Here is a 24,767-nt window from a genome sequence, read left to right on the forward strand (position 1 = left end):
TCCGATGGCCGGACCGCGCGCGCCCGGTCATCGTCCGTGCGTCAAAGGCCCGCCTCCGCCCCGATCGCGGCCGCGGCCGCACGGGTCTTCACGCCCAGAGTGCGCAGCAACGAGGACACGTGGATGCGAACGGTGAAGGGCGAGAGGGCGAGTTCGCGCGCGATCTCCTTGTTCGAGTAGCCGCGCACCAGCAGGCACAGCACTTCGGTCTGCCGCGGCGGCAGCGGCGGCAGGATGGTGCCGGTATGTCCGTCTGCCGTCGAAGGCCCGGCGGCGCGCAGATCGACGAGCTCGCCGCGTGCCACGGCGTCGAGGGCTGCAACCATCTCGCTCGCCGGTACCGCCTTGCTGCAGAAGCCGTTGGCGCCCTTGTCGAGGACCGAACGTACGGTCTCGGCGTCGTCATTCATGCTGACGACCAGAATCGTCGCCAGCGGACACCTCTTGCGCAGGGAGTACACCGTCTCGGCTCCCAGGCTGCCGGGGAAGGAGAGATCGAGCAGAATGAGGTCGGGCCGCGGCTTTCGCAGGAGGTGGGCTTCGAGGGCCTCGAGCGTGCTCGCCTCCTCGATCGTGGCGGCGGGATGCGCGCGCCTCGATACGCGGCAAAGCCCGTCGCGGAAGACGGGGTGATCGTCGACCACGATGACGCGCTTGACCGCGTGCGCGGCATCCAGGGCTCGCCGCGCGTCGTCTGTCGCGCCGCTCACTTGCCGTCCTCCATCAGATCGGGTGCTTTGGCGGCAATCCGCGGCCCTGCCGTGAAGCGCCCGCTTTTCGGGTCGAAGCGGATTTCTCTCATGGCCGCCATGTTCTCATCCAGCCCGGCGCACGCTTGCTCCCGACGCGACGGCGGCTGCGACAGCCAGTTTGCCTTCACGCACGCCGTCGAGTCGAATCGGATGAGATAGGCGCGCACCACCGTGCCGCGCCGCGGCAGAATATAGGCGATGAATTCTTCGTCCCGCGGGTCCGAGACTTCGTCGCTTTTCAAGTCTCCCATCAGGACGCCGGTGTGATCGTGAGTCGGCGCCGCGTCGGCAACGAGATGGTGTGGTCTCAGGTGAGGAAAGGCTCCCGGCGCCCGGGAGAAGCGACCGCGATCGTAGCGCGCGAGGTACAGCACGCTATTGTAGATCGCGGGTCCATCGTACGAGTTGGCGCTCACCAGGACGAACGGAGCCGTTCCTTCTGCGCGGAATAGAGCCACCGTCACGACGAAGTTGCCGCCACCTGTCCCTTCGTCGTTGAGGCGCAGATAGCCGTTTTCGACATCCACCACGAGATCGACCACGTTCTGGCCGGGTTGCTTCCTGACCTCGAAGCCGTTGGCGGTGCGATCGATCACGTAGGCGCCTTCGCAGGATGCCGGCGGGCAGTCGCGTTGCTGCTGCGCGTTGAAGATCGTGACGACATCGCTGGCGAAGGCCTGTCCCATGGCCATCAGGCAAGCGGCACCTAACGCACCGCCAATGTGCAGGCCATTTCGGAAGAAGGCCGAAGGCGTCAAGTGAAGTGATCCCCGAGCACGTGACTAAGGACGGCAAGAGTAAGCCGAAGCACTGCCGGTGCCGACTAGCCGAAGTGTACTACTTTCGCCCTCACGGACAGCCGATATGCTTCCCACGACGCGGTGATGCAGGCCTCGGCTGATCTGCACCCTGCGCAACGGCATTCCGAAGAGGTACCGTGAAGGGGATACGATGATGCGAGTCGACGCCGCGGCAAGCTCGAGGCTTGTGAGGCTATTGGGTGCCGGTCTCCCGGCATTGCTGTTGTCGAGCTTGCTCATCGTGCTCGCTGCGCCGGAAGCGCATGCGCAGTATCTCAACAACTGCCAGTGCCTCTACAACGGACTGCAAACCGCCCAGAGGGGCGAGAACATCCGTCCTGTCAAGACGAAGTGCAGGGACATCAGTTTCGGCGGCGATCGCACGCCGTATGTCGATGGCTATCTTGCCGCCAAGGATCGCGCCGCTCTCTTGCGGGCTGTCGAGCACTACAAGTGCAATCCCAGGGACTTCAACCTGCAGGCCGGCAGTAGCGGTGGTGGTGCGGGCTCAGGCTCGGGTTCTGCCGGCGGAGGTGGAGGCGCGTCGCTCGGCGGACGATCCGTCCGAGGCGCGTTTTATGCGTGGAGTGTAAGCGTCCTGCCGAACAACCGGACCTGCCCGATCGGCACGGTGGACCAGCCGAGGCCGAACAGGAGCGACAAGTTCTGTATCCTGCCCTGTCAGTCCGGCTACCTGGGCTACAACTTCAACAACCAGAACCTGCTGTGCGTGAGTTGTCCCGCCGGCACCCAGTCGGTGCGGTTCGACTCGAACGGCGCCGTGCTGAGCTGTTTGCAGGACGGGAGCGGCACCTACCGGTGGCCCGGGCAAGGCTGGCGGCCCCGTTGATCCGATTGCGGCCGCTTCCGTGAGTCGCCGGCCACGACCCGGGTGCGTATATCGATGGTCAGGGCGGCTTCCGGCCGGGCTGGCGTCGGCTGCGGCCGGATTGGCGATCGCGAGTATGGCTGCCGGCGCTGCCCGAGCCGACGATTCGCCGGCGCGGCAGTTGGTGCGATTGTTCGCGGAAGTATGCCTGCGCTCCCTGACCGAGTTCGGCCCCGCCGTCGACGAATTGCGCGCGCGCGGCTTCGAGCTGACCCGGGCGGGAATCAACCGGATGTACGAGGTGTGGGATCCGCGGACGAGCACCGGGGGCTATGTCGCCCCCGGCCGCGACCGTCACGAGGAGCGCGGTTGCGGTGTCTCTTCGGAATCCGCGACGAGGAAGCCGGTGGTCGAACTCGTGGCGGCATTGCTGCGGACCCGGTCCGACGTCTCGTTCGGCGCGTGGAGCTTCGGCGATCCGTCGATGACCGGATGGCGCGCCGAGGTTCAGGATGGCCAGGTCTTCGTCGTCGTCGGGCCCGGCCCGTCCGACCGGCCCGATCGGGGCGTCAGCCTTCATGTCGACTTTCAGCGCGACTGAGGACGTCCCGGCGGGGGCATGAGTCTCTAACGGAAGATCCGCGCACCGAATGCGATCCCATGCCTCGCGGCGTGTTCAAACTGGCCCGAAGCACCACCAGTCGCTACGGCAAGGGCGCCGGCGGTTTCTGCGCCGCTGCGCAACTCATTGGCACCGCCATGGACCAGCAACTTGGGTCTCGCCACTAGTACATGTGGCGTATTGCCTGTGGCGTCCGTTCTGGGGAATCGTTGCTCCGTGGGAATGTCGGAGCGATATGGAACTCGTGAATGCGAGAGCACGCTGCGGGGCGTCATCGGCCATGCATGCGCAAGCAGCAGGTGATGGTCGTGCGGAATCGCTCGAACGACTGCTCCGTGCGCGCTTCGCGCGGCAGGCCGGCTTGATCGCGGCGGCTGTGGCGATTGTGATTTCCCTGCCTCTCGCACTCGCGGAGAATGCCTGTGCCATGACGGCCGCCGCTGGCAGTGGCACCGTGGCGGGAACTCTTGGCGCCTCTGTCTCGATGTCGTCGATCGTGGCGATGGCCGCTGCCTTTGACCATGGCGAGCTTGCCGCGGCGACGGGGATGCTGGCCATGGGCGCGGTCGCCGGCGTCCTGGTGCGGCGGCACCGGCTTGCTGCGCTGGGGTGCGTCGGGTCCCCCGAGGCATGAACGCCCCGACGCACATCGACGGACTTCGCTTCGTTCGAATCCCCGGCCTGGTCGGCCTCTCCGCCATCTTCATCGGCAGCGCTGCGGGCGGCCTCGCGGTGATGACGCTGTACTTCCTCGCCGCCTGGCTGCCGGTGCGATCCGTGCTTGCGGATCGCTGGTCCGCCGTGCGTGCCACGCTGGCCGCGCTGCTGACCGGAGTCCTTGTCACCTATGCGATCGGCGGGGGACTTTGGCTCGTCGGTCGGCCGATCGCGGATCGAATTCTGGCGGCGGGATACGAGCAAAGGTCCGGCCTCATACTGGTGCTGCTGGCCGTCACCCCCCTCTGGGGATGGGCGATGGCGGCGGCCCAGCGATGGGTCCTCGGCCGCTGGTGGGCGGTTCGGCCGCCGCCGCTTTTCCACTTCGTCGGGTTCCCATTGGCCACGCTGCTGGTCGCCTTCGGAGGTCTCTGGCTGGAGCGGACCGAAAATGCCGGCGTCGTCGTGCTGTTCGCGGCCATCATCGGTCTGCCTCTGGCATTCACGATCTCTCTGTCTCGCGCGAGCGGGGCGCGCTTTCCGCGAACGGCCGAGCTGGCCGGCCGGATCGTATCGACCGGGAGGCCCGTCTTCGCCGCTGCTGTCTTCGCCGCCCTCGCCGCGACCTTCCTCCTGGTCCATGCGGGAACCGGTCTTGCCGATCTCGATCCGCTCGGCGAGCAGCCGACGACGTTGGCATCGGCCATCATGCTGTTCGTCGTGGCGTTCGGTACATTCTACGGCGCGTGGCTTGGACTGGAGGAGCGCCGGACGCCGACCGGTGAGCCCGCCACGGCGGCCGGACACGACCGAACGGACTCGTTGTCGTCGCTGTTCCTGAGCATTGCGCCCGGCTTCGTCGCCGTGCTCGCGGTATTCGTGGTGATGTTCGTCGCCGATCGGGCGGGCGTCGACCTCGGCGACGCCGAGACCCGCGGCCTTGCCGTCGCCTTCGTCGTTGCCGCCCTGTACGGGGCGCAGGGTCGGTTCGGTCGTTTCGTCGATCGCGCCATCCTCGGGTTCTTTCTTTGGGGCCTCTATGCCCTGTATCTGGCGATGACGCTCGATTCCGTGAATTCGGCGCTGCTCGGCGCCGTGGAGCGTTTGCTGTCGAGGGCGTGAGCGAGGAGGTGTGCACTTGGGGCTCGAGGGCACGCCAAGGAGCAAGTGATGATGGACGGCACGCCAACCGATGAGTCGATGCCCTGGAGGTTGGAGATCGTCAGTCCGCCCGGCAGGGCATGGATCGTGCTCGCCATCGTCTGGACCTTCCTCGGTGTCTGCCATCTCCTGTTCACGTACACCAGGGCGGACGGATCCATGGAGTGGATGACCCTCCTTGTCCTCCCCTGGGTCGTCCTGGTCAGCTACTACGCCCTGCGGACGGCACGCGGCGAGCGCGGCAGGCTGCGGATCGACGAGAGCGGCTTCAGCGCCGTCGACGGCCCACGATCGGAGCGGCGCTATGCTTGGTCGGAAATCGAGCGCTTCCAGGTCGGCAAGCTCGGTGCCAATCCAATCCATCTGGGCGTGGACGTACCCCGGATCGTCGTGCGCCAGGCCGATGGCAGGACGCGAATCGACGGGCTGCCCGGCAGCTTGGGCATTCCCGCCGGCGACGTCGTGGCCATGATGGAAACCCTGCGCCAGCTCGCGGGCGCGGCCTGGCCGCGGCGGCCGGGCACGGTCGAGGAAGCACGCCGTCTCGCCCGCGATGGGTTGTCCTGAGCGCCGACGGCAGTCATCGAAGCGGCAGGCGACGTATCGGCGCCGGCGTGTTGCTCCGACAAGCCCGACAACGGTCCCCTCCCGGGAGATGGAAGGGGGCGGGGTGTCGATGGGCCGACGCCAGGTGCGGCCCTACTGGACCTTGCAAATGGTTCGCCTCGAGCCGCGCTCCTCGATGCCGACGACGCCGGACGTCGAGAACGCTTGCTTGCCGTCGAAGCTGACCCGGGGGAACCAGAACGTCGTGCCACAGAAGATGTGGGAAACGCACTGCCGGGAGCCATGCGTGCCCTTTTCGCATTGCGCCTGATTGGTGAACGCCGACCAATGCATGTTGCTGGCAGGCTTGTAGGCCATGTAGGGCGACGCGTTCTGTGCAAGGGCCGGCGACGCCGCCAGCGCGAGCGCGAACGAGGTGGAGGCAAGGCGGAACAGTTTGCGCATCGGACGGATTCTCCGGACTTGAGGATCGTTTCGCCGTTTCGGCCGACGACCATTCGCATCTTCGCGGGCGCACGGACCAGTCGAACACATGTGCTAATTGAAGCGATTCGGTTCGGCGGGACGGCAGGATCGATCGACACGAATTCGGGAGTGTCCACCCTCCCTGCCACGGGGAAATCGAAGGAGGCCGGGCGTGGATTGAATGAAGGCCGGGTGCCTTCTACTTGACCTTGCAAACGACGCGCTCTGAGGTGCGTTCATTGATGCTGGCGACGTCGGACGTGGAGAACCGGTACTCGCCATCGAAGCTGACCTGGGGAAACCAGTAAGTCGCGCCACAAAAGACGTGGGGAACGCATTGCCGAGGGCCATGCGCGCTCTTTTCGCAGTGTGCTTGATCGGTGAATGCCGACCAGTACGCACTGTCGGCGGACTTGTAGGCCATGTAGTGCGCCGCATTCTGTGCGACGGCCGGCGACGGCATCTGCGCAAGCACGATCGCGGCGGAGACAATGCAGAGATGTTTGCGCATCGGACGGCTTCTCCGGATTCTGGGATCGGTTCGCGACCTTCGGCCGATGACTCGTTGCCTTGTCGTCGATGCGCGGGCCAGTCGAACGGATGTGCTACTTGAAGTGATGCCGGTTGCTGCGTCTTCGGCCGTGCTTGTGGGAAGAGGCGTAGCCGGCGGCGGCAAAGGCCCGTCTGCAGGATGACGCTCGATCTCCCTCGAGCATGAAGGATGGACGTCTGCTACGATGGTTCATCGCTGGAAAGGTGAAGACGTGACCAGGCCGCTCCGATTCTCCGTGCTCGTGCTGCCCAACGTGCCGTGGCCCGAATTCCTGCGCCGCTGCCGCGAGGTCGAGGAGCTCGGCTTCGATTCGATCGGCCTTGCCGATCATCTCGTCGACTGGGCCGGCAACAAGGGGCCGTGGTTCGAGCTGTGGACGCAGGTCGCGGCCGTCGCCCAGGCCACGAAGCGCGTTCGCCTGACCACCCTGGTCGCCCAGATCCCGCTGCGCAACCCGGCCCACTTCGCGCAGCAGGCGCTGACCGTCGATCACATTTCCGGTGGCCGGCTCGATGTCGGCCTCGGCACCGGCCTGGTGGTCGATCCGTCGTACCGGATGATGGGCATCGACAACTGGAGCACGAAGGAACGGGTCGCCCGCTTCGGCGAGTATGTCGAGATCGTCGACCGGCTGCTGTCGCGGGAGGAGACGACCTTCGAGGGGCGCTTCTACCGGGTCGAGGGCGCCGCTCTCGGGCCGCGTCCCGTCCAGTCGCCGCGGCCGCCCCTCATGATCGCCGCCATGGGGCCGGTCATGCTGGGCCACACCGCGCGCCACGCCGACATCTGGAACAGCATCAGCTTCGCCCCGACCTTCGAGGCCCAGCTCGAGGAGACGCGCGCGCGCGTCGCCCTCCTCGATGCGCGCTGCGCGGCGATCGGGCGCGACCCGGCCAGCCTGCGGCGCTCCTATCTCATGTTCGACGCGGCGGCCCGCCGCAGCGGCGGCCGGGTCAACTACTACGAGTCCGAGGAGGCCTTCACCCGGCTGGTCGGCCAGGTGATCGCGCTCGGCATCACCGAGATCGCCCTCTACTACCCGATCGCCGACGCGCAGAAGCTGGTGTTCGAGCGTATCGCCCGCGACGTGCTGCCGGCGATGCGGGCGGCGCACGAATAGTCGCCGCTCAAGGGGGCGGTCGGCGGCGCGCCAGCCGCGCGTCCTTCCAGGCGAACCAGCGCATCGCCAGCGGCAGGAACCACGGATCGCCGCGATAGAACGGCACGGTCGGGAAGGCGGCCGTCTCGAAGGCGGTGGCGCCCTCCGGCAGGCCGAGGATCTTCTGGGCGATCTTCAGCCCGAAGAACGATCCCATGGGAACGCCGGCGTAGTTGTAGCCCATGCCGTGCCACAGGCCGTCGTGGCATCCGATATGCGGCATCATGTCGAACGTGCCGGCGCATTGGCCGGTCCAGACGTGGCTGAGCTTGACGTCGGCGAGATCCGGCAGCGCGCGCCGGAGGCGTCCGTGCAGCAGCGCGGCGATGGCGACGGGATCGGTGAGCCCGTTGGCCGTGGCGCCGCCGAACAGCAGGCGCGGCGAATCGGGCGCCGGCCGGAAGAAGTCGATGTCGAGGTTGGAATCGATCACCGTGCGCCGATGCGGCAGTTGCCTCTCGAGCAGCGCCGGCGGCAACGGCTCGGTCGCCGCCATGTAGCCGACGAAGGGAATCACGCGCCGCGCGTGCCACGGCAGGCCCTTTGGCGTGTAGCCGTTGGTGGCGATCACCACGTCCCGTGCGCGCGTCTCGCCGGCGGCCGTGGTGACGCGGAAGCGTTCGCCCCGGCCGCTCCGCTCGACCGCCGTCACCTCGCACGGACCGAAGATCGCCACGCCGGCGGCCAGCGCGCGCGCCATCAGGCCGCGGTGATAGAGCCCCGGATGCAGCGATCCGAGATCGGGGATGACGGCGCCGCCGTCGTAGAGATCGGTCGCCATCTCCTCCCGCAGGCGGGCGCGCGGCAGCATCCGGTAGGGCAGTCCGAGATCGGCCTGCATGCCGGCCAGCTCGCGCTCCAGCACGGCGTAATGGGCAGGCGACGTCGCCGCGACCAGGCGGCCGCAGCGCACGGCGTGGCACGCGATGTCCTCCTCCTCGATGAAGGCGAGCGTGCTTTCATAGGCGAGCGACAGGTCGCGATAGATTGCCGTGGCATGGGCCTGGCCCCGGGCGGCCTTCAGGTCGATGTAGGCCTTCTTCAGCGTGCGGCCGAGGAAGCCCGCATTGCGGCGCGACGCGCCGAAGCCCGGCGCCTCCTTGTCGAACACCGCGACACTGCGTCCGGCCCGCGCCAGGGTCAGGGCGGCCCGCAGGCCGGTGTAGCCCGCGCCGACGACGACCGCGTCGTAGGACGGCGCCGGCGCGCCGGTCGAACGATCCTCCAGCGGTGCGGCGTCCCACCAGTAGGGCGCGTTCCGGAAGTCGGTGGTCAGCAGGTCATTCATCGTCCGGGTGTCCGGGGGGCAGTTTCACCCATGTGCCGAGGCCTTGGCTAGGCAACCCGCGCGCCCACCCTGCCCATGGACGAACGAACTTTTCGAAGGCGTGGACAGCGGTCGCGTCGCACATGCAGAAGGTCGATCCCGCCCTGAAGTTGCAGTCTGCGAGTCCCGCAATTCCGGCATCGCTGCCGGCTCGGACCCGATGCGTCGTGCCGAAGTTTGTCGCCCCATCCGGGCGGCAATGCTCCGGCACTCCACGCTCGACCTCTCCGTCGGAGGTGCCGTGCCTTTCGCCCGTTGCGGCAATGCTGCTATCCTTTGCCGCCGTCTCTCGCGAGGGGGAGTTGGCACGTCGTTGGGGGACGGAAACCGATGAGCCTTCGCAGTCGTCTTCTGATTCTGGTCGCGCTGGCGATCCTGGGACCGGCCATCCTGGTCGGTGTTCGCTTCGTTCAGGAGCGTGCGAAGGAGATCGATTCCACCCTCGAGAACATGGCGATCGCGGTCAGGATCGTCGCCGAGGACCTCGAGGACAAGATCCAGGGCACCGCCCAGCTCCACTACGGCCTCGCCCGGGCCTCCGATCTCGAGACACGGGATCGCGACGTCTGTTCGGCCTTCCTCTCTTCGGTGCGCGAGGCGCATCCGCAATATACCGGCATTCTCACCATCGATCCCGATGGCAACCTGTTCTGCGACTCCCTGCGCACCGGCCGATCGCTCGACCTCAGGGATCGGCGCTATTTCCGCGAGGCCATTGCCGCGGATGGCGGGGTGACGCTTCAGCCTGCCTTCGGTCGCCTCACGGGCATGGCGGTACTGCAGATCGCCCACCCTGCCCGCGTCCCGTCGGGCGAACTGAAGTTCGTCCTGCTGGCCTCGCTCGATCTCTCCAAGTTCGTGGCGAATCACCATCGGCGCTTGCCGGGTGTTGAGATCCTGCTGCTCGACCGCGACGGCACCGTTCTGGTCTGGACCCGGGGGACGCACGAAACCGTTCATGGCGGCGACACGATTCGCGACACCGCGCTCTATCGCTTCGCGTCGGAGAGCCCGACGGCGCGGGTGGGTGCAGTCGCCGAGGCCGGTGGGCGGATCGACTATTGGGCGGTCGCCGGGCCGGGCAAGGTCGATACGGGCCTGTTCGTCCTGCTCGGGGTGCCAAGGGCCGAGATCCTGGCGCCGGCCGACCGACGCCTGTGGCAGGACATCGTCGTGCTGGTGGCCGTATCGGTCGCGGCCTTCGCCGCCGCCTGGCTGATCGCCGAACTCGGCGTGCGCCGGGAAGTGGTGCGCATGTCGACGATGGCTTCGCGTCTCGGGAAGGGCGACCTGTCCGCCCGCATCCCGCTGCCCCATCCCAAGGGGGAACTCGGTGCGCTCATGGCTGTGATGAACGGGACCGCCGAGTCGCTCCAGCGTCAGCGCGAGTCGATCGAGGAGCTCGATCGCAAACTGCACCAGGCGCAGAAGATGGAAGCCATCGGCCAGCTGACGGGCGGCGTGGCGCACGATTTCAACAATCTGCTCACCGTCATACTCGGCAACGCCGAGGCTCTCGCCGACCGGCTCGACGACCGGGCCGAGTTGCGCCGCCTGGCCGAGATGACGGCGTCCGCGGCCGAGCGCGGCGCCGAACTGACGCGCCGCCTGTTGGCCTTCGCCCGCCGGCAGGCACTCGAACCCCGGTCGATCGATCTCAACCGACTGGTCGGCAGCATGGATGGCCTGTTGCGCCGTACGCTCAGCGAGGAGATCGACCTGGAGATCGTGCGAGGCGGCGGCCTGTGGATCGTCGAGACCGATCCCGGGCAGATGGAAGTGGCGCTGCTGAATCTGGCGATCAACGCGCGCGATGCCATGCCGGGTGGCGGCCGCCTCACCATCGAGACGGCAAACGTCTCGCTCGACGACGCCTATGCGAGGGTCAACGAGGACGTCGTCGCCGGCCAGCATGTGATGGTCTCGGTATCGGACACCGGCACCGGCATGGCGCCGGAAGTGCTTGCCCGGGTCTTCGAGCCCTTCTTCACGACCAAGGAGGTCGGCAAGGGCAGCGGGCTTGGCCTCTCGATGGTCTACGGGTTCGTCAAGCAATCCGGCGGCCATGTGAAGGTCTATTCCGAGGTTGGGCAGGGTACGACGATCAAGATCTACCTTCCGCGCGCTGCCGCCGACAGCGAAGCGCCACCGCTGTCGCCCCAACGCAACGAGAAGGGCGGCAATGAGCATGTGCTCGTGGTCGAGGACGACGCTCTCGTCCGCGAGCATGCGACATCGCTCCTGAGGGACCTCGGCTACCGCGTGACCGCGGTGGAAGCCGGCCAGCCGGCGCTCGAGGCACTGCGCGGTCACGCCGACATCGCCCTGCTCTTCACCGACATCGTCATGCCCGGCGGCATGAATGGCCGGGAGCTCGCCGACGCGGCACGCCGATTGCGGCCTGGCTTGGCGGTGTTGTTCACGTCCGGCTACACCGAGAACGCCATCGTTCATCATGGACGGGTCGACACGGGCGCGGAGCTGCTGGGCAAGCCCTATCGCCGCCATGAACTGGCGGGCAAGGTCCGCAAGGTGCTCGATGCCGGATACGCCGCGCGCGGCGGAGCCCGCTAGGGGGGTGCCGAAAGCCTCCAAAGTGGAGGCAATCCGATGGGCGACGCGGATGCGACATGTCTAGACTTTGCTCTCGTGGGTTCGAGGGATGGGCGCGGCGAACTCCCGCGGACGTGCAGCGTCGATCCGCGGGGCATCGCGGTGGGGGCAGGCGATGGCGGGATCGGACGGTGCAGGCCGATTGCTGATCGGCAGCGACAGGCCGGCGCGCAGGTATGCGGCGCGGTGTCGTCGTGCGGCCGCCGGCGCGTAAGCAAGCCTCGGCCGGTGGCGAGCAGCGTCCGGCCGGGCGCCGCGCGGCGACGGACGGTGGACAGGCGGCACGCCGGCTCGCCGCCATCCAGGGCGCAACACCGGACGCGCTGATCGGCTTGGACCTCGAAGGTTTCGTCACCGCATGGGAAGGCGCGGCGGCTTCGATGTTCGGCTACGGCCCACATGAGATCGTGGGCGCCCCCGTTCACCGGCTCGTGCCGCCGGCGCGGCGGGCGGACGGCATTCTTGCGCACATCCGTGAAGGTGCCGCGATGCCGCCTTTGGACTCGATCTGGCGGGCGCGCGACGGAACGCCTGTCGATGTCACTGTCGCGCTGTCGCCGCTTCGCGACGACGCGCGGCGAGCCGTCGGCGTGGTCGCCGTGGTGCGCGATGTTGGTCCGGTCCGGCGACAGGAACGTGCCTTCGCTCGCCTGTCGAGACTCTATCGGTCGCTCAGCCGGATCAATCGGGCAATCGTTCGATTGACGGATCGCGAGACGCTGTTCGACGAGGTTTGCCGTGCCCTGGTCGAAGCGGGCGGTTTCGCCTCGGCCTGGATCGGATGGAACGATGCCCGGACCAGCCGGCTCGAACCGGTGGCGCGAGCCGGCTCGGCGCTCGACTTCATCGACAGTGTCGAGGTCTACACCGACCATCGTCCGGAGGGTTTGGGGCCGGCGGGTCGGGCGTTCCGTTCGGGCCAACCATATGTCTGCAATGACGCGCTGGCCGATCCCGCCACGCTCGCCTGGCGACCGCAGATAGAACGGTCGGGCATCATGGCCTGGGCGGCGATACCCGTGCGCATGGAAGGAATCCCTGTCGGGGTGCTCATCGTCTACGCCCGCGAGGCCGGCTACTTCACCGACGAGGAGCTTGCTCTGCTGGTGGAGGTCGCCGGCGACATCTCCTTCGCGCTCGACGCTCAGAAGCGCGCGAAGGACGGGCGAGACGCCGCGGAGACGGTACGAGCCGAACAGCAATTCTCCGAGTCGATGATCGATGCCATGCCGGGAGTCGCCTACTGCTACGATCAGTCCGGTCGCTTCCGGCGGTGGAACGGCAACTTCGAGAAGGTGACCGGCTACTCGCGCGACGAGATCGCTCGCATGCATCCGCTCGAGTTCTTCGAGGAGCGCGACCGTCCCCTGCTGCGTGCCCGCATTTCCGAGGTCTTCGACAGCGGCGACGCGTTCGTCGAGGCTCCCTTTCGGGCGAAGGACGGTACCATCCGGCCCTATTTCTTCACCGGCCGCCGTGTCGTCCTGCACGGTTCGTCGTGCCTGGTCGGCGTCGGCATCGATATTTCGGAGCGGCTGAGCGCCGAACAGGCCATGCGGCTGAGCGAGGCACGCTATCGCACGCTCTTCGAATATGCGCCCGACGGCATACTGATCGCCGACATGGAATCCCGTTACCTCGACGCCAATGTCAGCATGTGCCGCATGCTCGGCTACAGCCGCGAGGAACTGGTCGGGCTCGACGCTGTTGCCATCGTTGCGCCAGCCGATGTCGATCGCATTGCGCCCACGCTCGACGATCTCGGGGCGGGCAAGGATCATCGCCGTGAGTGGACATTCAGACGAAAGGACGGCTCGACGTTTCCCGCGGAGGTGATTGCCACCAGAGCACCCGACGGGCATGTGTTGGCCATGGTCCGCGACATCACGGAGCGTCGCGCGGCCGAGCGTACACTGAGGGATCTCAACCAGACGCTGGAGCGCAAGGTCGAAGAGCGCACGATGGAACTTGCCTCGGCTCTGGTGCGGGCCGAGAACGCCGACCGCCTCAAGTCGGCTTTCCTTGCAACGATGTCGCACGAGCTCAGGACCCCGCTCAATTCCATCATAGGATTCACCGGCATCCTGCTCCAGAATCTGGCCGGCCCACTCAATGCCGAGCAGGAGAAGCAGCTCGGCATGGTTCGCGGCAGTGCGCGACACCTTCTCGCTCTCATCAACGACGTGCTCGACATCTCCAAGATCGAGGCCGGACAATTCCAGGTCCGCCGCGAGCGGTTGGACTTGCCGGGATTGATAGACCGCGCGGCCGGCTCCGTTCGTCCTCATGCCGAACGGAAGGGCCTCGCGCTTGACGTCGTCGTGGCGAGTGAAGTCGGCGAGATGGTGGGCGACGCGCGCCGTGTCGAGCAGATCCTGCTCAATCTCCTGAGCAACGCCATCAAGTTCACCGATCGCGGCGGAGTTTCGCTCTCCGCCACGCTCGTCCCGGCCTACCGAGCCGCACCCGATGCCGTGCCTGTGGCGGCGGTGCGTGTCGCGATCGCCGATTCGGGCATCGGCATCAAGGCCGAAGACATGGACCAGCTTTTCGCGCCTTTCCGCCAGCTCGACAGCGGACTGGCGCGTCAGCACGAAGGAACCGGCCTCGGCCTGTCGATCTGCAGGCGCCTCGCCGCCATCATGGGCGGCGAGATCGTCGCTCTCAGCGAGTGGCAACGGGGCAGTACGTTCATACTTACCCTGCCGGTCGGGGAGTCGTGATGCCATGAAGCGACGCGTGCTGGTGATCGAGGACAACGAGCAGAACCGCTACCTCGTGACTTTCCTGCTCGAGCGGCACGGCTTCGAGGTGAGGTCGGAGGCCGAAGGGCCACGGGGCATCGAGTGCGCCCGCTCCTGGAATCCCGACCTCATCCTGCTCGACATCCAGTTGCCCATGATGGACGGCTACGACGTCGCGCGTGCGCTGCGGGCCGTCGATACCCTGGGCAACACGCCGATCGTTGCCGTGACGTCCTACGCCATGGCCGGCGACCGGGAAAAGTCGCTCGCCGCCGGCTGCACGGGTTACATCGAGAAGCCCATCAATCCCGATACCTTCGTCGCCGAGCTGGAGGACATCGTCGGGCGGGGCGGTCGCGATGGCTAGGGTTCTCGTCGTCGATGACAAGGAGGAGAACCGCTACTACCTGCAGACTCTCCTCAAGGGCCACGGCTTCGAGGTCGATGTTGCACGGCATGGCGCCGAGGCGCTGGTCAAGGCGCGTCAGGCGCCGCCGGCGCTAGCGATCAGCGACCTGCTGATGCCGGTGATGGACGGTTACACGTTGCTGCGACACTGGAGGAGCGACGCCGTCCTGCGGCCGATCCCCTTCATCGTCTACACCGCGACCTACACCGAACCGCAGGACGAGCAGCTGGCGCTCGATCTCGGGGCCGATGCCTTCGTTCTCAAGCCGGCGGAACCCGAGCGGATTCTGGCCGAGATCGAGGTCGTGCGGGCCCGACTCGCCGCCCCGGCGGTGCTGCCGGCCGCGCCGTCGGGCGATGAGCTCGAGACGTTGAAACTCTACAGTCAGACTCTGATCCGCAAGCTCGAGGAGAAGTCCTTGCAGCTCGAAGAGGCCAACCGTGCATTGCAGCGCGACCTCGACGAGCGCAAGGCCGTCGAAAGTGCGTTGCGCCAAAGCGAAGCCGAGTTTCGAATCCTGGCCGACGCGCTGCCGCAGATGGTCTGGATCGCGTCACCGCGGGGGCACACCGTCTACGTGAACCGGCACTGGAACGACTATACCGGCCTCGCGGAACCTGACGAGCGCGACGGTTGGGCCGCGCCCCTTCATGCCGACGACAGGGAGACGGTCCTGGCGACCTGGCGGGACGCGCTGCGCGCCGGCACGCCATGGTCCGCCGAAGCACGCTTGAAGCGCGCCGACGACGCCTGGCGATGGTGGCTGATCCGAGCCGTGCCGGAACGCGACGAAAAAGGCGGGACGATCAAATGGGTCGGCACCTGTACCGATATCGAGGATCTGCGCCACACCCAGCAGCAGCTCCGCCAGTCGCAACGCCTCGAACTGGTCGGTCAGTTGACTGGTGGCATTGCTCATGACTTCAACAACATCCTCAACGTCATCCTGGCGAACGCCGAGTCGCTGGCGGAAGCCGACGACCTGCCGGTGGAAATCGTCGAGCGTGTCGATCGGATCGCCCACTCGGTGCGTCGCGCCTCGGAGCTGGTCCGGTCCCTCCTCGCCTTCTCGCGCAAGCAGCCTCTCAAGCCGCGTGCCGTGGACGTCAACGAACTGGTCGCCCGAACGGGCAAGCTGCTGCGCCGCTCGCTGGGCGAGCACGTGGAGCTGTCCGAAGATCTCGACGATGGCCTGTGGACGGTGAGCATCGACCGCGCCCAGCTCGAGGCAGCCCTGCTCAATCTCTGCGTGAACGCGCGCGATGCCATGCCTGACGGCGGCCGACTCTCGATTCGAACCTTCAATACCGCCGTGGCGGCCACCCGCCATCCGGATGCGGTCGCGGGCGACCATGTCGTGCTGGAAGTGCGCGATAGCGGCAGCGGCATGGCGCCGGATGTACTGGCGCGCGTCTTCGAGCCGTTCTTCACCACCAAGCCGGAGGGCAAGGGAACGGGCCTCGGCCTCAGCATGGTGTACGGCTTCGTTCGTCAATCCAGGGGGCACGTCGAGATCGACAGCGAACTCGGGCGCGGCACCGCCGTTCGACTCTTTCTGCCGCGTGCGGAGGGCGCGCCGGATCAGGCCGAATCGCTTCCGCGCGCACCGGTGGTGCAACGCCGCCATCGAGTCCTGCTTGTCGAGGATGATCCGCAGGTTCGTGCTGCCGTTCTGCTGCAGCTGCAAGGCCTTGGCTGTGACGTGACCGAAGCGAACGGAGGGGCCGCCGGAATCGTGGCCATGGAAAGTGCCGAGAGACCGTACGACGTTCTGCTGACCGACGTGGTCATGCCCGGCACGATCGATGGACGTGCTCTTGCCGAGGAGGTGGGCCGGCGCTGGCCGCACACGCGCATCGTCTTCATGTCGGGATACCCGAGAGACGCCATTGCAGCCGACGGCCGCCTGCTGCCCGGCGTGCTGCTGATCAACAAGCCGTTCCGGAAGGCCGACCTGGCGCAGATCCTCGACCGCGCTCTCGAAAAGCCGGCCGACAACTGACGTCGCCGGACGGACCGCTCGCGCCGGCCCCATGTCCTGTCCGCCGTGCGGACGGTCTCGTCACCGCCGCTTGAGGAAGAACGACGCCATGGCGTCGAGATAGTCCTCCGGCGGGACGTTCAGCAGGTTGTGCTCCGCCGTCGGCACCACGACGAGGCGCTTTGGCGCATGGGCTGCGTCGAACACCTGGACGGCCTGGTCGAGCGGAACCGATTCGTCGTCGGAACCGTGAACCACCAGCACCGGACAGCGCGCCCGGTCGATCGCGCCCGCGGCGTCGAACGGGCTGGTCAGATGGTCGAGAACGAACGCCGGCAGCCACGGCCTGTCGAGCAGCGCCTTGTCCTTGGCCGAGGCGACGGTGCTGACCAGCGCGACGGCGCGGCAGGGCGTCCGCGCGGCGAGCGTCGCCGCCACCGGCGCGCCCAGCGAGACGCCGACGATGGCGACCGAGCTCGGGTCGATGCCGCGATGGGCCAGGTAGCGCATCGCGGCCTCGGCGTCGCGCGTCAGCGTCGCCTCGCTCTCCGTCTCGCCGTCGCTCATGCCGAAGCCGCGGTAGTTGAACAGCAGGAGGTCGAAGCCGCGCCGCTGCAGGAACTGGCTGTGCGGCACATAGGACGGCAGGTGCCCGAAATTGCCGGCCAGCACCAGCACGGTGACGCCGTTGCGCGGGGCGGCCGCCTTGAAGAACCAGCCGCGCAGCCGCACGTCGCCCGCCGTCCGGAACGACACCTTCTCCGCGCCGGCCGGCCGGGCCCACGGACCGTCGGCGGCCTCCCTCAGCACGTGATAGGTCCAGCGATGTTCCAGGTACGGCAGGCCGACCCACGCCGCGGCGGCAACCGCCATCCCGGTCAGGAGCACCAGGAACGTGAGGATGCGTTTCACGGCGAGGGCGGCAGCAGCCGGTCGATCGCCCGCTCCCAGATCGCGCAGCCGCGCTCGACGCTCAGACCATGATCGCCCCGCAGGCGACCCCACGCCTCGTAGTCGGTGAGCGCCTCGAGCGCGATCAGGGTTGCCTCGCGCTCGGCGGGCGCGAGAGTGGCCAGCTCGGGGGCGTACATCAGCTCGAGCCGCGCCCGGGTCAGCTGGCGCACGAGGGCGATTTTGGCGGCGAAAGCCCGCTGCGCGCGCGGCGGGGCCCGCATCAGCACCCGCCACAACGGCAGCCACTTCTCGCAGTTGGTCGCCCGCACCTTCACCTGGAAGGCGATGCGCGTGGCGCGGTCGCGCGTGACCATGTCGCCGGCCGGGACCGACAGGCCCTGCTGGATGATGTGGTCGAACGCCGCGAGGGCGAGCTGGATGAAGTCGGCGAAGCGCTCGAACACCAGCCGCGTCGAACAGCCGGCCCGCCCGGCGATCTGCACCGCCGTCGGCACCGCGTCGCGCTCGCGAATGAGATCGAGGAAGGCCTCGATCATCGCCGTGCGGGTGCGCAGGCGCCGCGCCTGCCGTCCGTCGGGTTCACCGGGCCCTCGCCGCCGCCTGAGGCGTTGCGGCGCGGTCGGTGCGATCTCTGAAACAGTCACGTCGTTTCGATCATTCTTCGATGTGTCATTATAGCCCGACCGGGCACCGTCCACATCATCATCATCCGCTTCGTAGGGCCCGGCGACTTGATCTGCCGCAAGGCGTTGGCCAGGGCGGCATGGTCCACAACGCGGACAATCAGGAGAATGCCGGTGCGGGCCAGGGATGTGATGTCCAAAGGGGTGATGTCGGTTGCCAGCGACGCCAGCGTTCACGAGGCGGCCGCGCTGCTGGTGAAGACCCGGGTCAGCGCCATGCCCGTGGTCGATTCGGCCGGAACCATGGTCGGGCTGGTCAGCGAGGCCGATCTCGTGCGGGCGTTCGATTCGGGATCGGACGGCGGATTGCTGCGCGGGTTCACCGGCGACGGCGACGCGGCGGGTCCCACCCTGGCCCTGAAGAATCGCAAGGTCACCGACGTCATGACGCGGGACGTCGCGTTCGTCGACGCCGATGCGACCCTGGCCGACATCGCCCGGCTGATGCTGCAGCGGGGCGTCAAGCGCCTGCCGGTCGTCGACGAGGGCGCCGTCGTCGGCATCGTCAGCCGCACCAACCTCCTGGAGGCCGCCGTCTCCGGCGACCGCGCCGCCTGGGTCGGGCCGCGCAGCGGCGGCTGGCGCCGCTGAGCCATCTCTTCTTCACCCACGCCTCGCAGCGCGGGGCCGGCAACGGCCCGGGTCACGCCGGCTCGGGCAACGCCGGCCTGGGCCCGAGCGTTCAGTCGTCGCGGTCGGCTTGGCCGGCGGCGGGGGGGATGGCCGTGCCCGAGACACCCTATCTCGCGATCTTCTTCGTGCTGATGGCGCTCCTGCTCGGGCTGGCGGCGATCGGCTCGCGCGATGCTTTCAGATCTCACACGTCGAGCACCCCCGCGTGGTGCGATGCCGGCCGGGGCGGGCCGGGATGTTTGCCCATCGATTGGTCGCGCCCGCCATCGCCGCGCCGGGATTGATCCCGCCGTCGCAACGGTCACAGGTTTGACTCTGGCCGTGACCGCGCCGTGACGTGAAGGTGCGCGCCTGTTCCAATCCCAGGCGGTGAAACGTTTACAGGAGTGTCGGACACATGGGTGTCGGGGTGCGACGCAAGGCCAGGATCCTGGTGGTCGAGGACAACGGCCTGCTGGCCGAGGTGATCGGCGACTTCGTCATGGAATGCGGGTTCCGGGTCGTCGGCCCGGCGACGTCGCTGGACAGCGGCCTGGTCCTCGCCCGCGAGGCCGCGCTCGACGCGGCGCTTCTCGACATCAATCTCGGCGGCCGGCTCAGTTTCCCCATCTGTGGCGCCCTGGCGGCGCGCCGGATACCCTTCGCCTTCCTCACCGGCTACACGCAACTGGCGCTGGTGCCCGCCGCGTTCCGGTCGGCCCCGGTGGTGTGCAAGCCGTTCGAGCCCGAGGAGATGAAGTCGGTGCTGGAGATGCTGCTCGCCGGCCGCATGGAAGGTCCGCTCGTGCGCGCCTCGACGGGCGCTCTTCGACCCGCACGGGCGTAGCCCGGCCGGCGACGCTCAGGCCGACCAGCGCCGGTCGGCGCGCAGGGCCGAGGCTTCGGGCACGAACAGGAGGTCGACCTGCGCCGTCGCGCCGTCGAGCGGGCGGCGCTTCAGCGCGATCAGGTCGGCGACGACGAAGCCGCGCTCGTGCAGGAAATGCACGACGTCGTGCATCTCGGCACCGCCCTTGACCGTCGCGATGGTGCTGGTTTCGACGATGAGCGCGTCGATCTCGGCGAGGCGCCCGGTCATGCCGGCGAGCACCATCAACTCGGCACCCTGCACGTCGATCTTGCACAGCGCCGGCCGATCGAAGTGCCGGAACTGCGTGTCGAACCGCCTCACCGGCACGCGCTCCACCCGCAGGACGTCGCGCTCGCCGACCTCCTCCAGCAGGGTCGAGCCCTGGATGTCGGAGCGCACCTCGAGCTCCGCCTCGCCGTCGCGCTCGCCGAGCGCCAGCGGATGGATATCGCAGCGCAGGCGTCCGGCGAGCTTCCGCATGTAGGGCTGCGATTCAGGCGTCGGATCGACGAGGTGGTAGTGGGCGTCGGGAAAGGCGCGGTACAGGCTCCACGTGCCGAAGGCGACGCCGATGTCGAACACCGTCGCCGGCCGGAAGCCGTGGCGCTCGAAGACGCGCCGCGAGTGCCGCCACGAGGGCGCCTCGCTGTCGGGCTGGAGATAGTCCTTGTAGGGACGCAGCGCGTCCCTGAGACGCCTCATCACTGCCGTTCGCGCGCGCGTCGCCGCCTGCCGATCGATCATCGTCACCGGACCTTTGCGTCGGATTGTGGATGGTCTCCCCCCATCTCCGCATCGTCCCCCCTCGACGCAGACTCGTCATCAATCGGGCGATCCTGTGGCAGGGGCCGTGACCACGGAGTGACCGCGTCGGCTCGCCGTCATCGCCGTCCAGATCTGCTCCGGCGACGCCGGCCCGTCCGGCATGGCCGCGCCGAGCGGCGCCAGCGCATCGGCGATGGCGTTGGCGATCGCGGGAAAGGCCGCGATGGCGCCAGCCTCTCCGCAGCCCTTCACGCCCAGCGGATTGGTCGTGCAGCGCGTCGGATTGAACCCCAGCTCGAACGATGGCAGGTCGTCGGCGCGCGGCAGCGCGTAGTCCATGAACGAGCCGGACAGGAGTTGGCCCGAGGCGGAGTCGTAGACGGTCCGTTCCAGCAGCGCCTGGCCCACGCCCTGCGCCATCGCGCCATGCGCCTGGCCGCTCGCCACCATCGGATTGACGACGATCCCGTAGTCGTCGACGCCGCCGTAGCGCACCAGCGCGACCCGGCCGGTCTCGCGGTCGACCTCGACCTCCACGACGTGGCAGCCGTTGGGGAAGGTGAGATGCTCGCGCTTCCACGCCTGATAGGTGTCGAGCGGCCGGCCGCGTGCGCGGCCGAGCCGCGCCACCTCGAGCAGGCCGATGGCGCGGTCGGTGCCGGAGACCACGAACCGGCCGCGCTCGAAGCGGAGGTCGGCGGCGTCGGCCTCGAGCGCATCGGCGGCCAGCGCCAGGCCCTTGGCGACGATCTCGTCCGACGCACGCCACAGCGCCGTGCCGCCCATGTAGGTCGCGCGCGAGCTGCCGTGGCCGCCGCCGAAGGCGATCAGGTCGGTGTCGCCCTGGCGCAGCCGGATCAGCTCGTTGGCCACGCCCAGCCGCTCGGCCAGGATCTGCGGGAAGGTCGTCTCGTGGCCCTGGCCGATATGCTGCGTGCCGGTGATCAGCGAGACCGTGCCGTCCTCCTCGAAGCGGACCTCGACATTCTCCTCCGGCGGGCCGCCGGTGCCCTTGATGTGGTAGGCGAAGCCCAGCCCGCGCAGCTTGCCGCGCGCCTCGCTGTCGCGCCGCCGGAGGGGGAAGCCCGCGACGTCGGCCTGCGCCAGCGCCCTGTCGAAGGTGACGTCGAAGGCGCCGCTGTCGACGGTGAAGCCGAAGGCGTTGGTCATCGGCATCGCCGAGGCGGGCACGATGTTGCGGCGCCTGAGCTCGATGCGGTCGATGCCGCAGCGCCGCGCCGCCTCGTCGATCAGCCGCTCGAGGATGTCGACGGTCTCGGCGAAGCCCGGCCCGCGTGTCACGCCGATCGGCGCGGTGTTGCTCAGCGCCACCCTGATGTGCAGCGCGATCGCCGGCACGCGGTACACCGTGCCCTGCAGGTGGACGTACTGGTACGTAGGCACGCCGCCGCCGGCCATGTAGGCGCCGATGTTGGCGGTGCTCGCCACCTCGATCGCCAGGAAGCGTCCGTCGGCGTCGAGCGCCAGCGCCGCATCGGCCCGCATGTCGCGCGCCGCATGGTCGCTCAGGAACACCTCGCTGCGGCTGGCGATCCACTTCACCGGCCGGCCGACCCGGCGCGCCGCCCACAGGATCAGCGCGTGCTCGGCGTAGGCGAAGTTCTTGGCGCCGAAGCCGCCGCCGACGTCGGGCGCGACGAAGCGCACGTCCTTCGGCTCGACGCCGAGGCAGCGCGCGACGACATTGCGGTTGATGTGGATGTTCTGGCTCGACACATGCAGCGTGTAGCGGCCGCTCGCCGGATCGAACGCGCCGACGCCGCCGCGCGGCTCCATCGGGTTGGTGGTGATCCGGTGGTTGTCGAGCGCGAGGCGCACGACGTGCGCGGCGCGCGCGAAGGCCGCCTCCACCGAGGCGGCGTCGCCGGTGCGCCAGTCGAGGCAGAGATTGCCGGGCACCTCGGGCGAAAGCCGCGGTGCGTCCGGCGCCAGCGCCGTCGCCGCCGTCGTTACGGCAGGCAGGGGCGCGTAGTCGATCTCGACCAGCTCGGCCGCGTCGAGCGCCTGCTCGTGCGAGGCGGCGACCACCAGCGCGACCGGCTCGCCGGCGAACCGGACCTTGTCGGCGGCGAGCAGCGGCTGCGGTGCGAAGGCGAAGGGCTCGCCGGTCTGCACGTTGGCCTCGGCATAGGGGCGCAGCGGCTTCAGCCCGTCGGAAGCGATCTCCGCCGCGGTCAGCACCGCGAGCACGCCCGGTGCGCGCCGCGCCGCCGTCGCGTCGATGGCGCGGATCGCCGCGTGGGCGTGGGGCGAGCGCAGCACCGCCGCGTGCACCAGGCCGTCGAAGCGCAAATCGTCGAGGTAACGCCCCTGGCCGGTCAGGAAGCGACGGTCCTCGCGGCGGCGCGGCGACTCGCCGATCCCCTGCACCGTCACGTGCGCAGCCTCTCCGCGTTCTTCGCCTGGCGCCGCTCGTCCCACCAGTCGCCGGCCTGCAGGCGCCAGTAGACGAGCTGCGTCGCGGCGCGGCCGATCGCGCCGCCTGCCCAGCCCGTGCCGAAGGGCTTGAACAGCCAGCACCGCGAGGCGTCGCCCAGGATTCCCGCGACCACGGCATCGGCGCCGGCGGCGGTCTGGGCGACGCCGTGGCCGCCGAACGCCGAGCACACCCACAGGCCGGGCTCGATCTCGCCGACCTGGGGCATCTTGTGCGGCGCGTAGCCCATGATGCCGGGCCAGGCGAACTCGATCTCGATCTCGCCGAGCTGCGGATAGACCGAGAGGATGTCGCCGCGCATCGTCTCGCGCAGGTGCGGCGGCTCGCGCGTGTCGGTGGTGATGCGGCCGCCCCACAGCAGGCGGTCGCCGTCGACCACGCGGTAGTAGTCGCCGGCGCGGCGCGTGTCGGAGATCGTGCCCGACCAGCGGATGGCCTCGCCGAGGCGCGGCCCGAGTTTGGCGGTGACCGCGACATAGGTCGCGACCGGCACGACGGCGCGGGCGAGCCGGCCGTGCACCCGCCCGAGATCGGCATTGCCGGCCAGCACGACGTGCTCTGCGGCGAGCGCGCCGCGCGAGGTCTCGAGCCGCCAGCGCCCGCCGTCCCGGCCCAGCCCCCGGCCCAACCCCCGACCCAACCCCCGGGCCTCGGTCTCCTCGTGCAGCGAGCCGCCTTTCGCCTCGATGTCGGCGGCCAGCGCCAGCGCCAGGTTGAGCGGATGGACGTGGAACGAGCGCGGATCGTGGATGCCCTGGTGGTAGCGCGCGGTCGACAGCACCTCGCGCACCTGCGCGGTGCTCCACGGCTCGAAGCTCGCGCCCAGCGTCTCGGCGAGCCGGCGCGTGCGCTCGGCGAAGTCGGCGCCCTGGTCGGTCCGCGCCACGCCGAGCCGGCGCGATCCCATCAGGATGTCGGCACGGCCCGACCCGGCGATCGCCTCGCGCACGATCTCGACGCCGCGCTGGGATTGGGCATAGAGCCGGCGGGCATGGTCGGCGCCGAGCCGGTCGATCAGCGCGCCCGAGCGCAGCGCGAAGCCCGCGCCGACGAAGCCGCCGTTGCGGCCCGACGCGCCCCAGGCGATGCGCCGCCGCTCGACCAGCGCCACGCGCTTGCCCTGGTGCGCCAGCAGCCGCGCCGCGTGCAGGCCGGCGAAGCCGCCGCCCACCACCGCGACGTCGGCCTCGGCCGGCAACGGCCGCGCGTTGCGCTCCGGCGCCGCGTGCCGCGTGGCGGCATACCATGTGGCGGGATAGGCGGTGTCGTTCATCTTGCGAGTCATACTATCTCATCCTTGTAAGTCATCGCGCACCGGTCGGGGCCTGCGGACGAGGCCGCCTGGTGGCAATCCGTTTGTGCGGGCGCCGACGGGGCACCTGCAGCTTCGCGCGTCGCTCTCGAGGAATGGCGCCGAGACTACAATGAGGTGCGTCCACACGGCGCGATTGCGCATCCGAGGAAGCAGGAATTTTCCGGCGCGGGTGGCCCAGGGTTGGGGGCAACGTCATGCCGAACACAAGCAGAGCGCCGGGGATCGGCAGCGTTCACTTCATCCCGCGCTATTCCAGGCGCACCGTGCGCAGCGAATCGGCCGTGGCGTGCGCCCGATCCGCGCTGAAGACCAGCACGGCAGGATCGCCGCGTCGCGCGAGTCCGTGCGCGAACAGCCAGTCGCGCGCCCGGGCGAGGGCGGCGCCCCCCGCCGGGGGCACCCGGCCGCGCACCGCCGCGCCCCCCCCCCCCCACCCCCGCCGGCAACGTGGACTATGGCATCGGCCACATCATCGCGCTCCACCATTAGCATCTCTACTTGGCTAACCC

24 protein-coding genes are annotated in these 24,767 nt (G+C 68.7%); 13 read left to right on the plus strand and 11 right to left on the minus strand.

Going from position 1 to position 24,767, the window contains the following annotated elements; translation table 11 throughout:
- Positions 1-41: 41 nt before the first annotated feature.
- Positions 42-710 carry a response regulator transcription factor gene (locus KIT25_25640; GenBank protein UYN95346.1) on the minus strand — a complete coding sequence of 223 codons (669 nt, stop codon included), beginning with the start codon at positions 708-710 and terminating at the stop codon, positions 42-44.
- Positions 707-1,510, minus strand: coding sequence for a hypothetical protein (locus KIT25_25645; protein UYN95347.1), 804 nt, complete (start codon positions 1,508-1,510; stop codon positions 707-709). The genes KIT25_25640 and KIT25_25645 overlap by 4 nt, the downstream gene beginning before the upstream one ends.
- 274 nt (positions 1,511-1,784) lie before the next feature.
- On the opposite strand from KIT25_25645, the gene KIT25_25650 reads away from it, so the two are divergent.
- The 5 genes from KIT25_25650 (at position 1,785) to KIT25_25670 (ending at position 5,388) form a co-directional block, all read left to right on the plus strand.
- Positions 1,785-2,402, plus strand: a complete 618-nt coding sequence (locus KIT25_25650; GenBank protein ID UYN95348.1) for a hypothetical protein — start codon at positions 1,785-1,787, stop codon at positions 2,400-2,402.
- 115 nt (positions 2,403-2,517) lie between these two features.
- A complete protein-coding gene (locus tag KIT25_25655) occupies positions 2,518-2,982 on the plus strand; it encodes a hypothetical protein (protein UYN95349.1) in 465 nt (154 codons plus the stop codon).
- Between the two features lie 301 nt (positions 2,983-3,283).
- Positions 3,284-3,637, plus strand: a complete 354-nt coding sequence (locus KIT25_25660; GenBank protein ID UYN95350.1) for a hypothetical protein — start codon at positions 3,284-3,286, stop codon at positions 3,635-3,637.
- Positions 3,634-4,782 carry a hypothetical protein gene (locus KIT25_25665; protein ID UYN95351.1) on the plus strand — a complete coding sequence of 383 codons (1,149 nt, stop codon included), beginning with the start codon at positions 3,634-3,636 and terminating at the stop codon, positions 4,780-4,782. Before KIT25_25660 ends, KIT25_25665 begins: the two co-directional genes overlap by 4 nt.
- Positions 4,783-4,830: 48 nt before the next feature.
- Complete coding sequence (locus KIT25_25670; GenBank protein ID UYN95352.1) at positions 4,831-5,388, plus strand: hypothetical protein; 558 nt, start codon at positions 4,831-4,833, stop codon at positions 5,386-5,388.
- Between the two features lie 132 nt (positions 5,389-5,520).
- On the opposite strand, the gene KIT25_25675 is transcribed toward KIT25_25670, so the two are convergent.
- Positions 5,521-5,832: a hypothetical protein gene (locus KIT25_25675; GenBank protein ID UYN95353.1), complete on the minus strand. Its 312-nt coding sequence runs from the start codon at positions 5,830-5,832 to the stop codon at positions 5,521-5,523.
- Positions 5,833-6,052: 220 nt separating this feature from the next.
- Positions 6,053-6,364, minus strand: a complete 312-nt coding sequence (locus KIT25_25680; protein UYN95354.1) for a hypothetical protein — start codon at positions 6,362-6,364, stop codon at positions 6,053-6,055.
- Positions 6,365-6,617: 253 nt separating this feature from the next.
- On the opposite strand from KIT25_25680, the gene KIT25_25685 reads away from it, so the two are divergent.
- Positions 6,618-7,526, plus strand: coding sequence for an LLM class flavin-dependent oxidoreductase (locus tag KIT25_25685; GenBank protein UYN95355.1), 909 nt, complete (start codon positions 6,618-6,620; stop codon positions 7,524-7,526).
- Positions 7,527-7,533: 7 nt separating this feature from the next.
- On the opposite strand, the gene KIT25_25690 is transcribed toward KIT25_25685, so the two are convergent.
- Positions 7,534-8,853, minus strand: a complete 1,320-nt coding sequence (locus KIT25_25690) for an FAD-binding oxidoreductase (protein UYN95356.1) — start codon at positions 8,851-8,853, stop codon at positions 7,534-7,536.
- A 369-nt stretch (positions 8,854-9,222) separates the two neighbouring features.
- Here KIT25_25690 and KIT25_25695 point away from each other — a divergent pair, with 369 nt between their 5' ends.
- The 4 genes from KIT25_25695 to KIT25_25710 all read left to right on the plus strand — a co-directional run bounded on the left by KIT25_25695 (position 9,223) and on the right by KIT25_25710 (position 16,660).
- The gene (locus KIT25_25695) at positions 9,223-11,466 is read left to right on the plus strand and encodes a response regulator (protein UYN95357.1); all 2,244 of its coding nucleotides are present in this window, start codon (positions 9,223-9,225) and stop codon (positions 11,464-11,466) included.
- Between the two features lie 215 nt (positions 11,467-11,681).
- Positions 11,682-14,228 (plus strand): PAS domain S-box protein, encoded by a 2,547-nt coding sequence (locus KIT25_25700; protein UYN95358.1) that lies wholly within the window; start codon positions 11,682-11,684, stop codon positions 14,226-14,228.
- Positions 14,229-14,232: 4 nt separating this feature from the next.
- Positions 14,233-14,616, plus strand: a complete 384-nt coding sequence (locus KIT25_25705; GenBank protein UYN95359.1) for a response regulator — start codon at positions 14,233-14,235, stop codon at positions 14,614-14,616.
- Positions 14,609-16,660: a response regulator gene (locus KIT25_25710; protein ID UYN95360.1), complete on the plus strand. Its 2,052-nt coding sequence runs from the start codon at positions 14,609-14,611 to the stop codon at positions 16,658-16,660. The genes KIT25_25705 and KIT25_25710 overlap by 8 nt, the downstream gene beginning before the upstream one ends.
- A gap of 60 nt (positions 16,661-16,720) precedes the next feature.
- On the opposite strand, the gene KIT25_25715 is transcribed toward KIT25_25710, so the two are convergent.
- Both KIT25_25715 and KIT25_25720 read right to left on the minus strand, forming a co-directional pair.
- A complete protein-coding gene (locus KIT25_25715) occupies positions 16,721-17,551 on the minus strand; it encodes an alpha/beta fold hydrolase (GenBank protein ID UYN95361.1) in 831 nt (276 codons plus the stop codon).
- Positions 17,548-18,198 (minus strand): hypothetical protein, encoded by a 651-nt coding sequence (locus KIT25_25720; protein ID UYN95362.1) that lies wholly within the window; start codon positions 18,196-18,198, stop codon positions 17,548-17,550. Before KIT25_25720 ends, KIT25_25715 begins: the two co-directional genes overlap by 4 nt.
- Before the next feature lie 153 nt (positions 18,199-18,351).
- Between KIT25_25720 and KIT25_25725 the strand changes: the two genes are divergently transcribed.
- The 3 genes from KIT25_25725 to KIT25_25735 all read left to right on the plus strand — a co-directional run bounded on the left by KIT25_25725 (position 18,352) and on the right by KIT25_25735 (position 19,696).
- Positions 18,352-18,828 carry a CBS domain-containing protein gene (locus KIT25_25725; protein ID UYN95363.1) on the plus strand — a complete coding sequence of 159 codons (477 nt, stop codon included), beginning with the start codon at positions 18,352-18,354 and terminating at the stop codon, positions 18,826-18,828.
- Between the two features lie 128 nt (positions 18,829-18,956).
- Positions 18,957-19,154, plus strand: coding sequence for a hypothetical protein (locus KIT25_25730; GenBank protein ID UYN95364.1), 198 nt, complete (start codon positions 18,957-18,959; stop codon positions 19,152-19,154).
- Positions 19,155-19,267: 113 nt separating this feature from the next.
- Positions 19,268-19,696, plus strand: a complete 429-nt coding sequence (locus tag KIT25_25735) for a response regulator (GenBank protein ID UYN95365.1) — start codon at positions 19,268-19,270, stop codon at positions 19,694-19,696.
- A gap of 15 nt (positions 19,697-19,711) precedes the next feature.
- On the opposite strand, the gene KIT25_25740 is transcribed toward KIT25_25735, so the two are convergent.
- The 4 genes from KIT25_25740 to KIT25_25755 form a co-directional block, all read right to left on the minus strand.
- Entirely contained in the window at positions 19,712-20,464 is a 753-nt protein-coding gene (locus tag KIT25_25740; protein ID UYN95366.1) for an FkbM family methyltransferase, read from the minus strand.
- 78 nt (positions 20,465-20,542) lie between these two features.
- On the minus strand, positions 20,543-22,882 hold the full coding sequence (locus tag KIT25_25745; protein ID UYN95367.1) for a xanthine dehydrogenase family protein molybdopterin-binding subunit: 2,340 nt from the start codon (positions 22,880-22,882) through the stop codon (positions 20,543-20,545).
- Positions 22,879-24,228 carry an FAD-binding oxidoreductase gene (locus tag KIT25_25750; protein UYN95368.1) on the minus strand — a complete coding sequence of 450 codons (1,350 nt, stop codon included), beginning with the start codon at positions 24,226-24,228 and terminating at the stop codon, positions 22,879-22,881. The genes KIT25_25745 and KIT25_25750 overlap by 4 nt, the downstream gene beginning before the upstream one ends.
- A gap of 277 nt (positions 24,229-24,505) precedes the next feature.
- Positions 24,506-24,658, minus strand: coding sequence for a hypothetical protein (locus tag KIT25_25755; protein ID UYN95369.1), 153 nt, complete (start codon positions 24,656-24,658; stop codon positions 24,506-24,508).
- Between the last annotated feature and the right edge of the window lie 109 nt (positions 24,659-24,767).

Origin of the sequence: Enhydrobacter sp. (assembly GCA_025808875.1) — a bacterium.
Taxonomy (GTDB): Bacteria; Pseudomonadota; Alphaproteobacteria; order Reyranellales; family Reyranellaceae; genus Reyranella.

Excerpts from the sequence above, each read along its gene's own strand:
- KIT25_25675 (UYN95353.1), bottom strand. The coding sequence starts at position 5,832 with ATGCGCAAACTGTTCCGCCTTGCCTCCACCTCGTTCGCGCTCGCGCTG.
- KIT25_25705 (UYN95359.1), top strand. The coding sequence starts at position 14,233 with ATGAAGCGACGCGTGCTGGTGATCGAGGACAACGAGCAGAACCGCTAC.
- KIT25_25700 (UYN95358.1), top strand. The coding sequence starts at position 11,682 with ATGCGGCGCGGTGTCGTCGTGCGGCCGCCGGCGCGTAAGCAAGCCTCG.
- KIT25_25695 (UYN95357.1), top strand. The coding sequence starts at position 9,223 with ATGAGCCTTCGCAGTCGTCTTCTGATTCTGGTCGCGCTGGCGATCCTG.
- KIT25_25710 (UYN95360.1), top strand. The coding sequence starts at position 14,609 with ATGGCTAGGGTTCTCGTCGTCGATGACAAGGAGGAGAACCGCTACTAC.
- KIT25_25735 (UYN95365.1), top strand. The coding sequence starts at position 19,268 with ATGGGTGTCGGGGTGCGACGCAAGGCCAGGATCCTGGTGGTCGAGGAC.
- KIT25_25750 (UYN95368.1), bottom strand. The coding sequence starts at position 24,228 with ATGACTCGCAAGATGAACGACACCGCCTATCCCGCCACATGGTATGCC.
- KIT25_25690 (UYN95356.1), bottom strand. The coding sequence starts at position 8,853 with ATGAATGACCTGCTGACCACCGACTTCCGGAACGCGCCCTACTGGTGG.
- KIT25_25655 (UYN95349.1), top strand. The coding sequence starts at position 2,518 with ATGGCTGCCGGCGCTGCCCGAGCCGACGATTCGCCGGCGCGGCAGTTG.
- KIT25_25670 (UYN95352.1), top strand. The coding sequence starts at position 4,831 with ATGATGGACGGCACGCCAACCGATGAGTCGATGCCCTGGAGGTTGGAG.
- KIT25_25740 (UYN95366.1), bottom strand. The coding sequence starts at position 20,464 with ATGATCGATCGGCAGGCGGCGACGCGCGCGCGAACGGCAGTGATGAGG.
- KIT25_25660 (UYN95350.1), top strand. The coding sequence starts at position 3,284 with ATGCATGCGCAAGCAGCAGGTGATGGTCGTGCGGAATCGCTCGAACGA.
- KIT25_25730 (UYN95364.1), top strand. The coding sequence starts at position 18,957 with ATGGCCGTGCCCGAGACACCCTATCTCGCGATCTTCTTCGTGCTGATG.
- KIT25_25680 (UYN95354.1), bottom strand. The coding sequence starts at position 6,364 with ATGCGCAAACATCTCTGCATTGTCTCCGCCGCGATCGTGCTTGCGCAG.
- KIT25_25665 (UYN95351.1), top strand. The coding sequence starts at position 3,634 with ATGAACGCCCCGACGCACATCGACGGACTTCGCTTCGTTCGAATCCCC.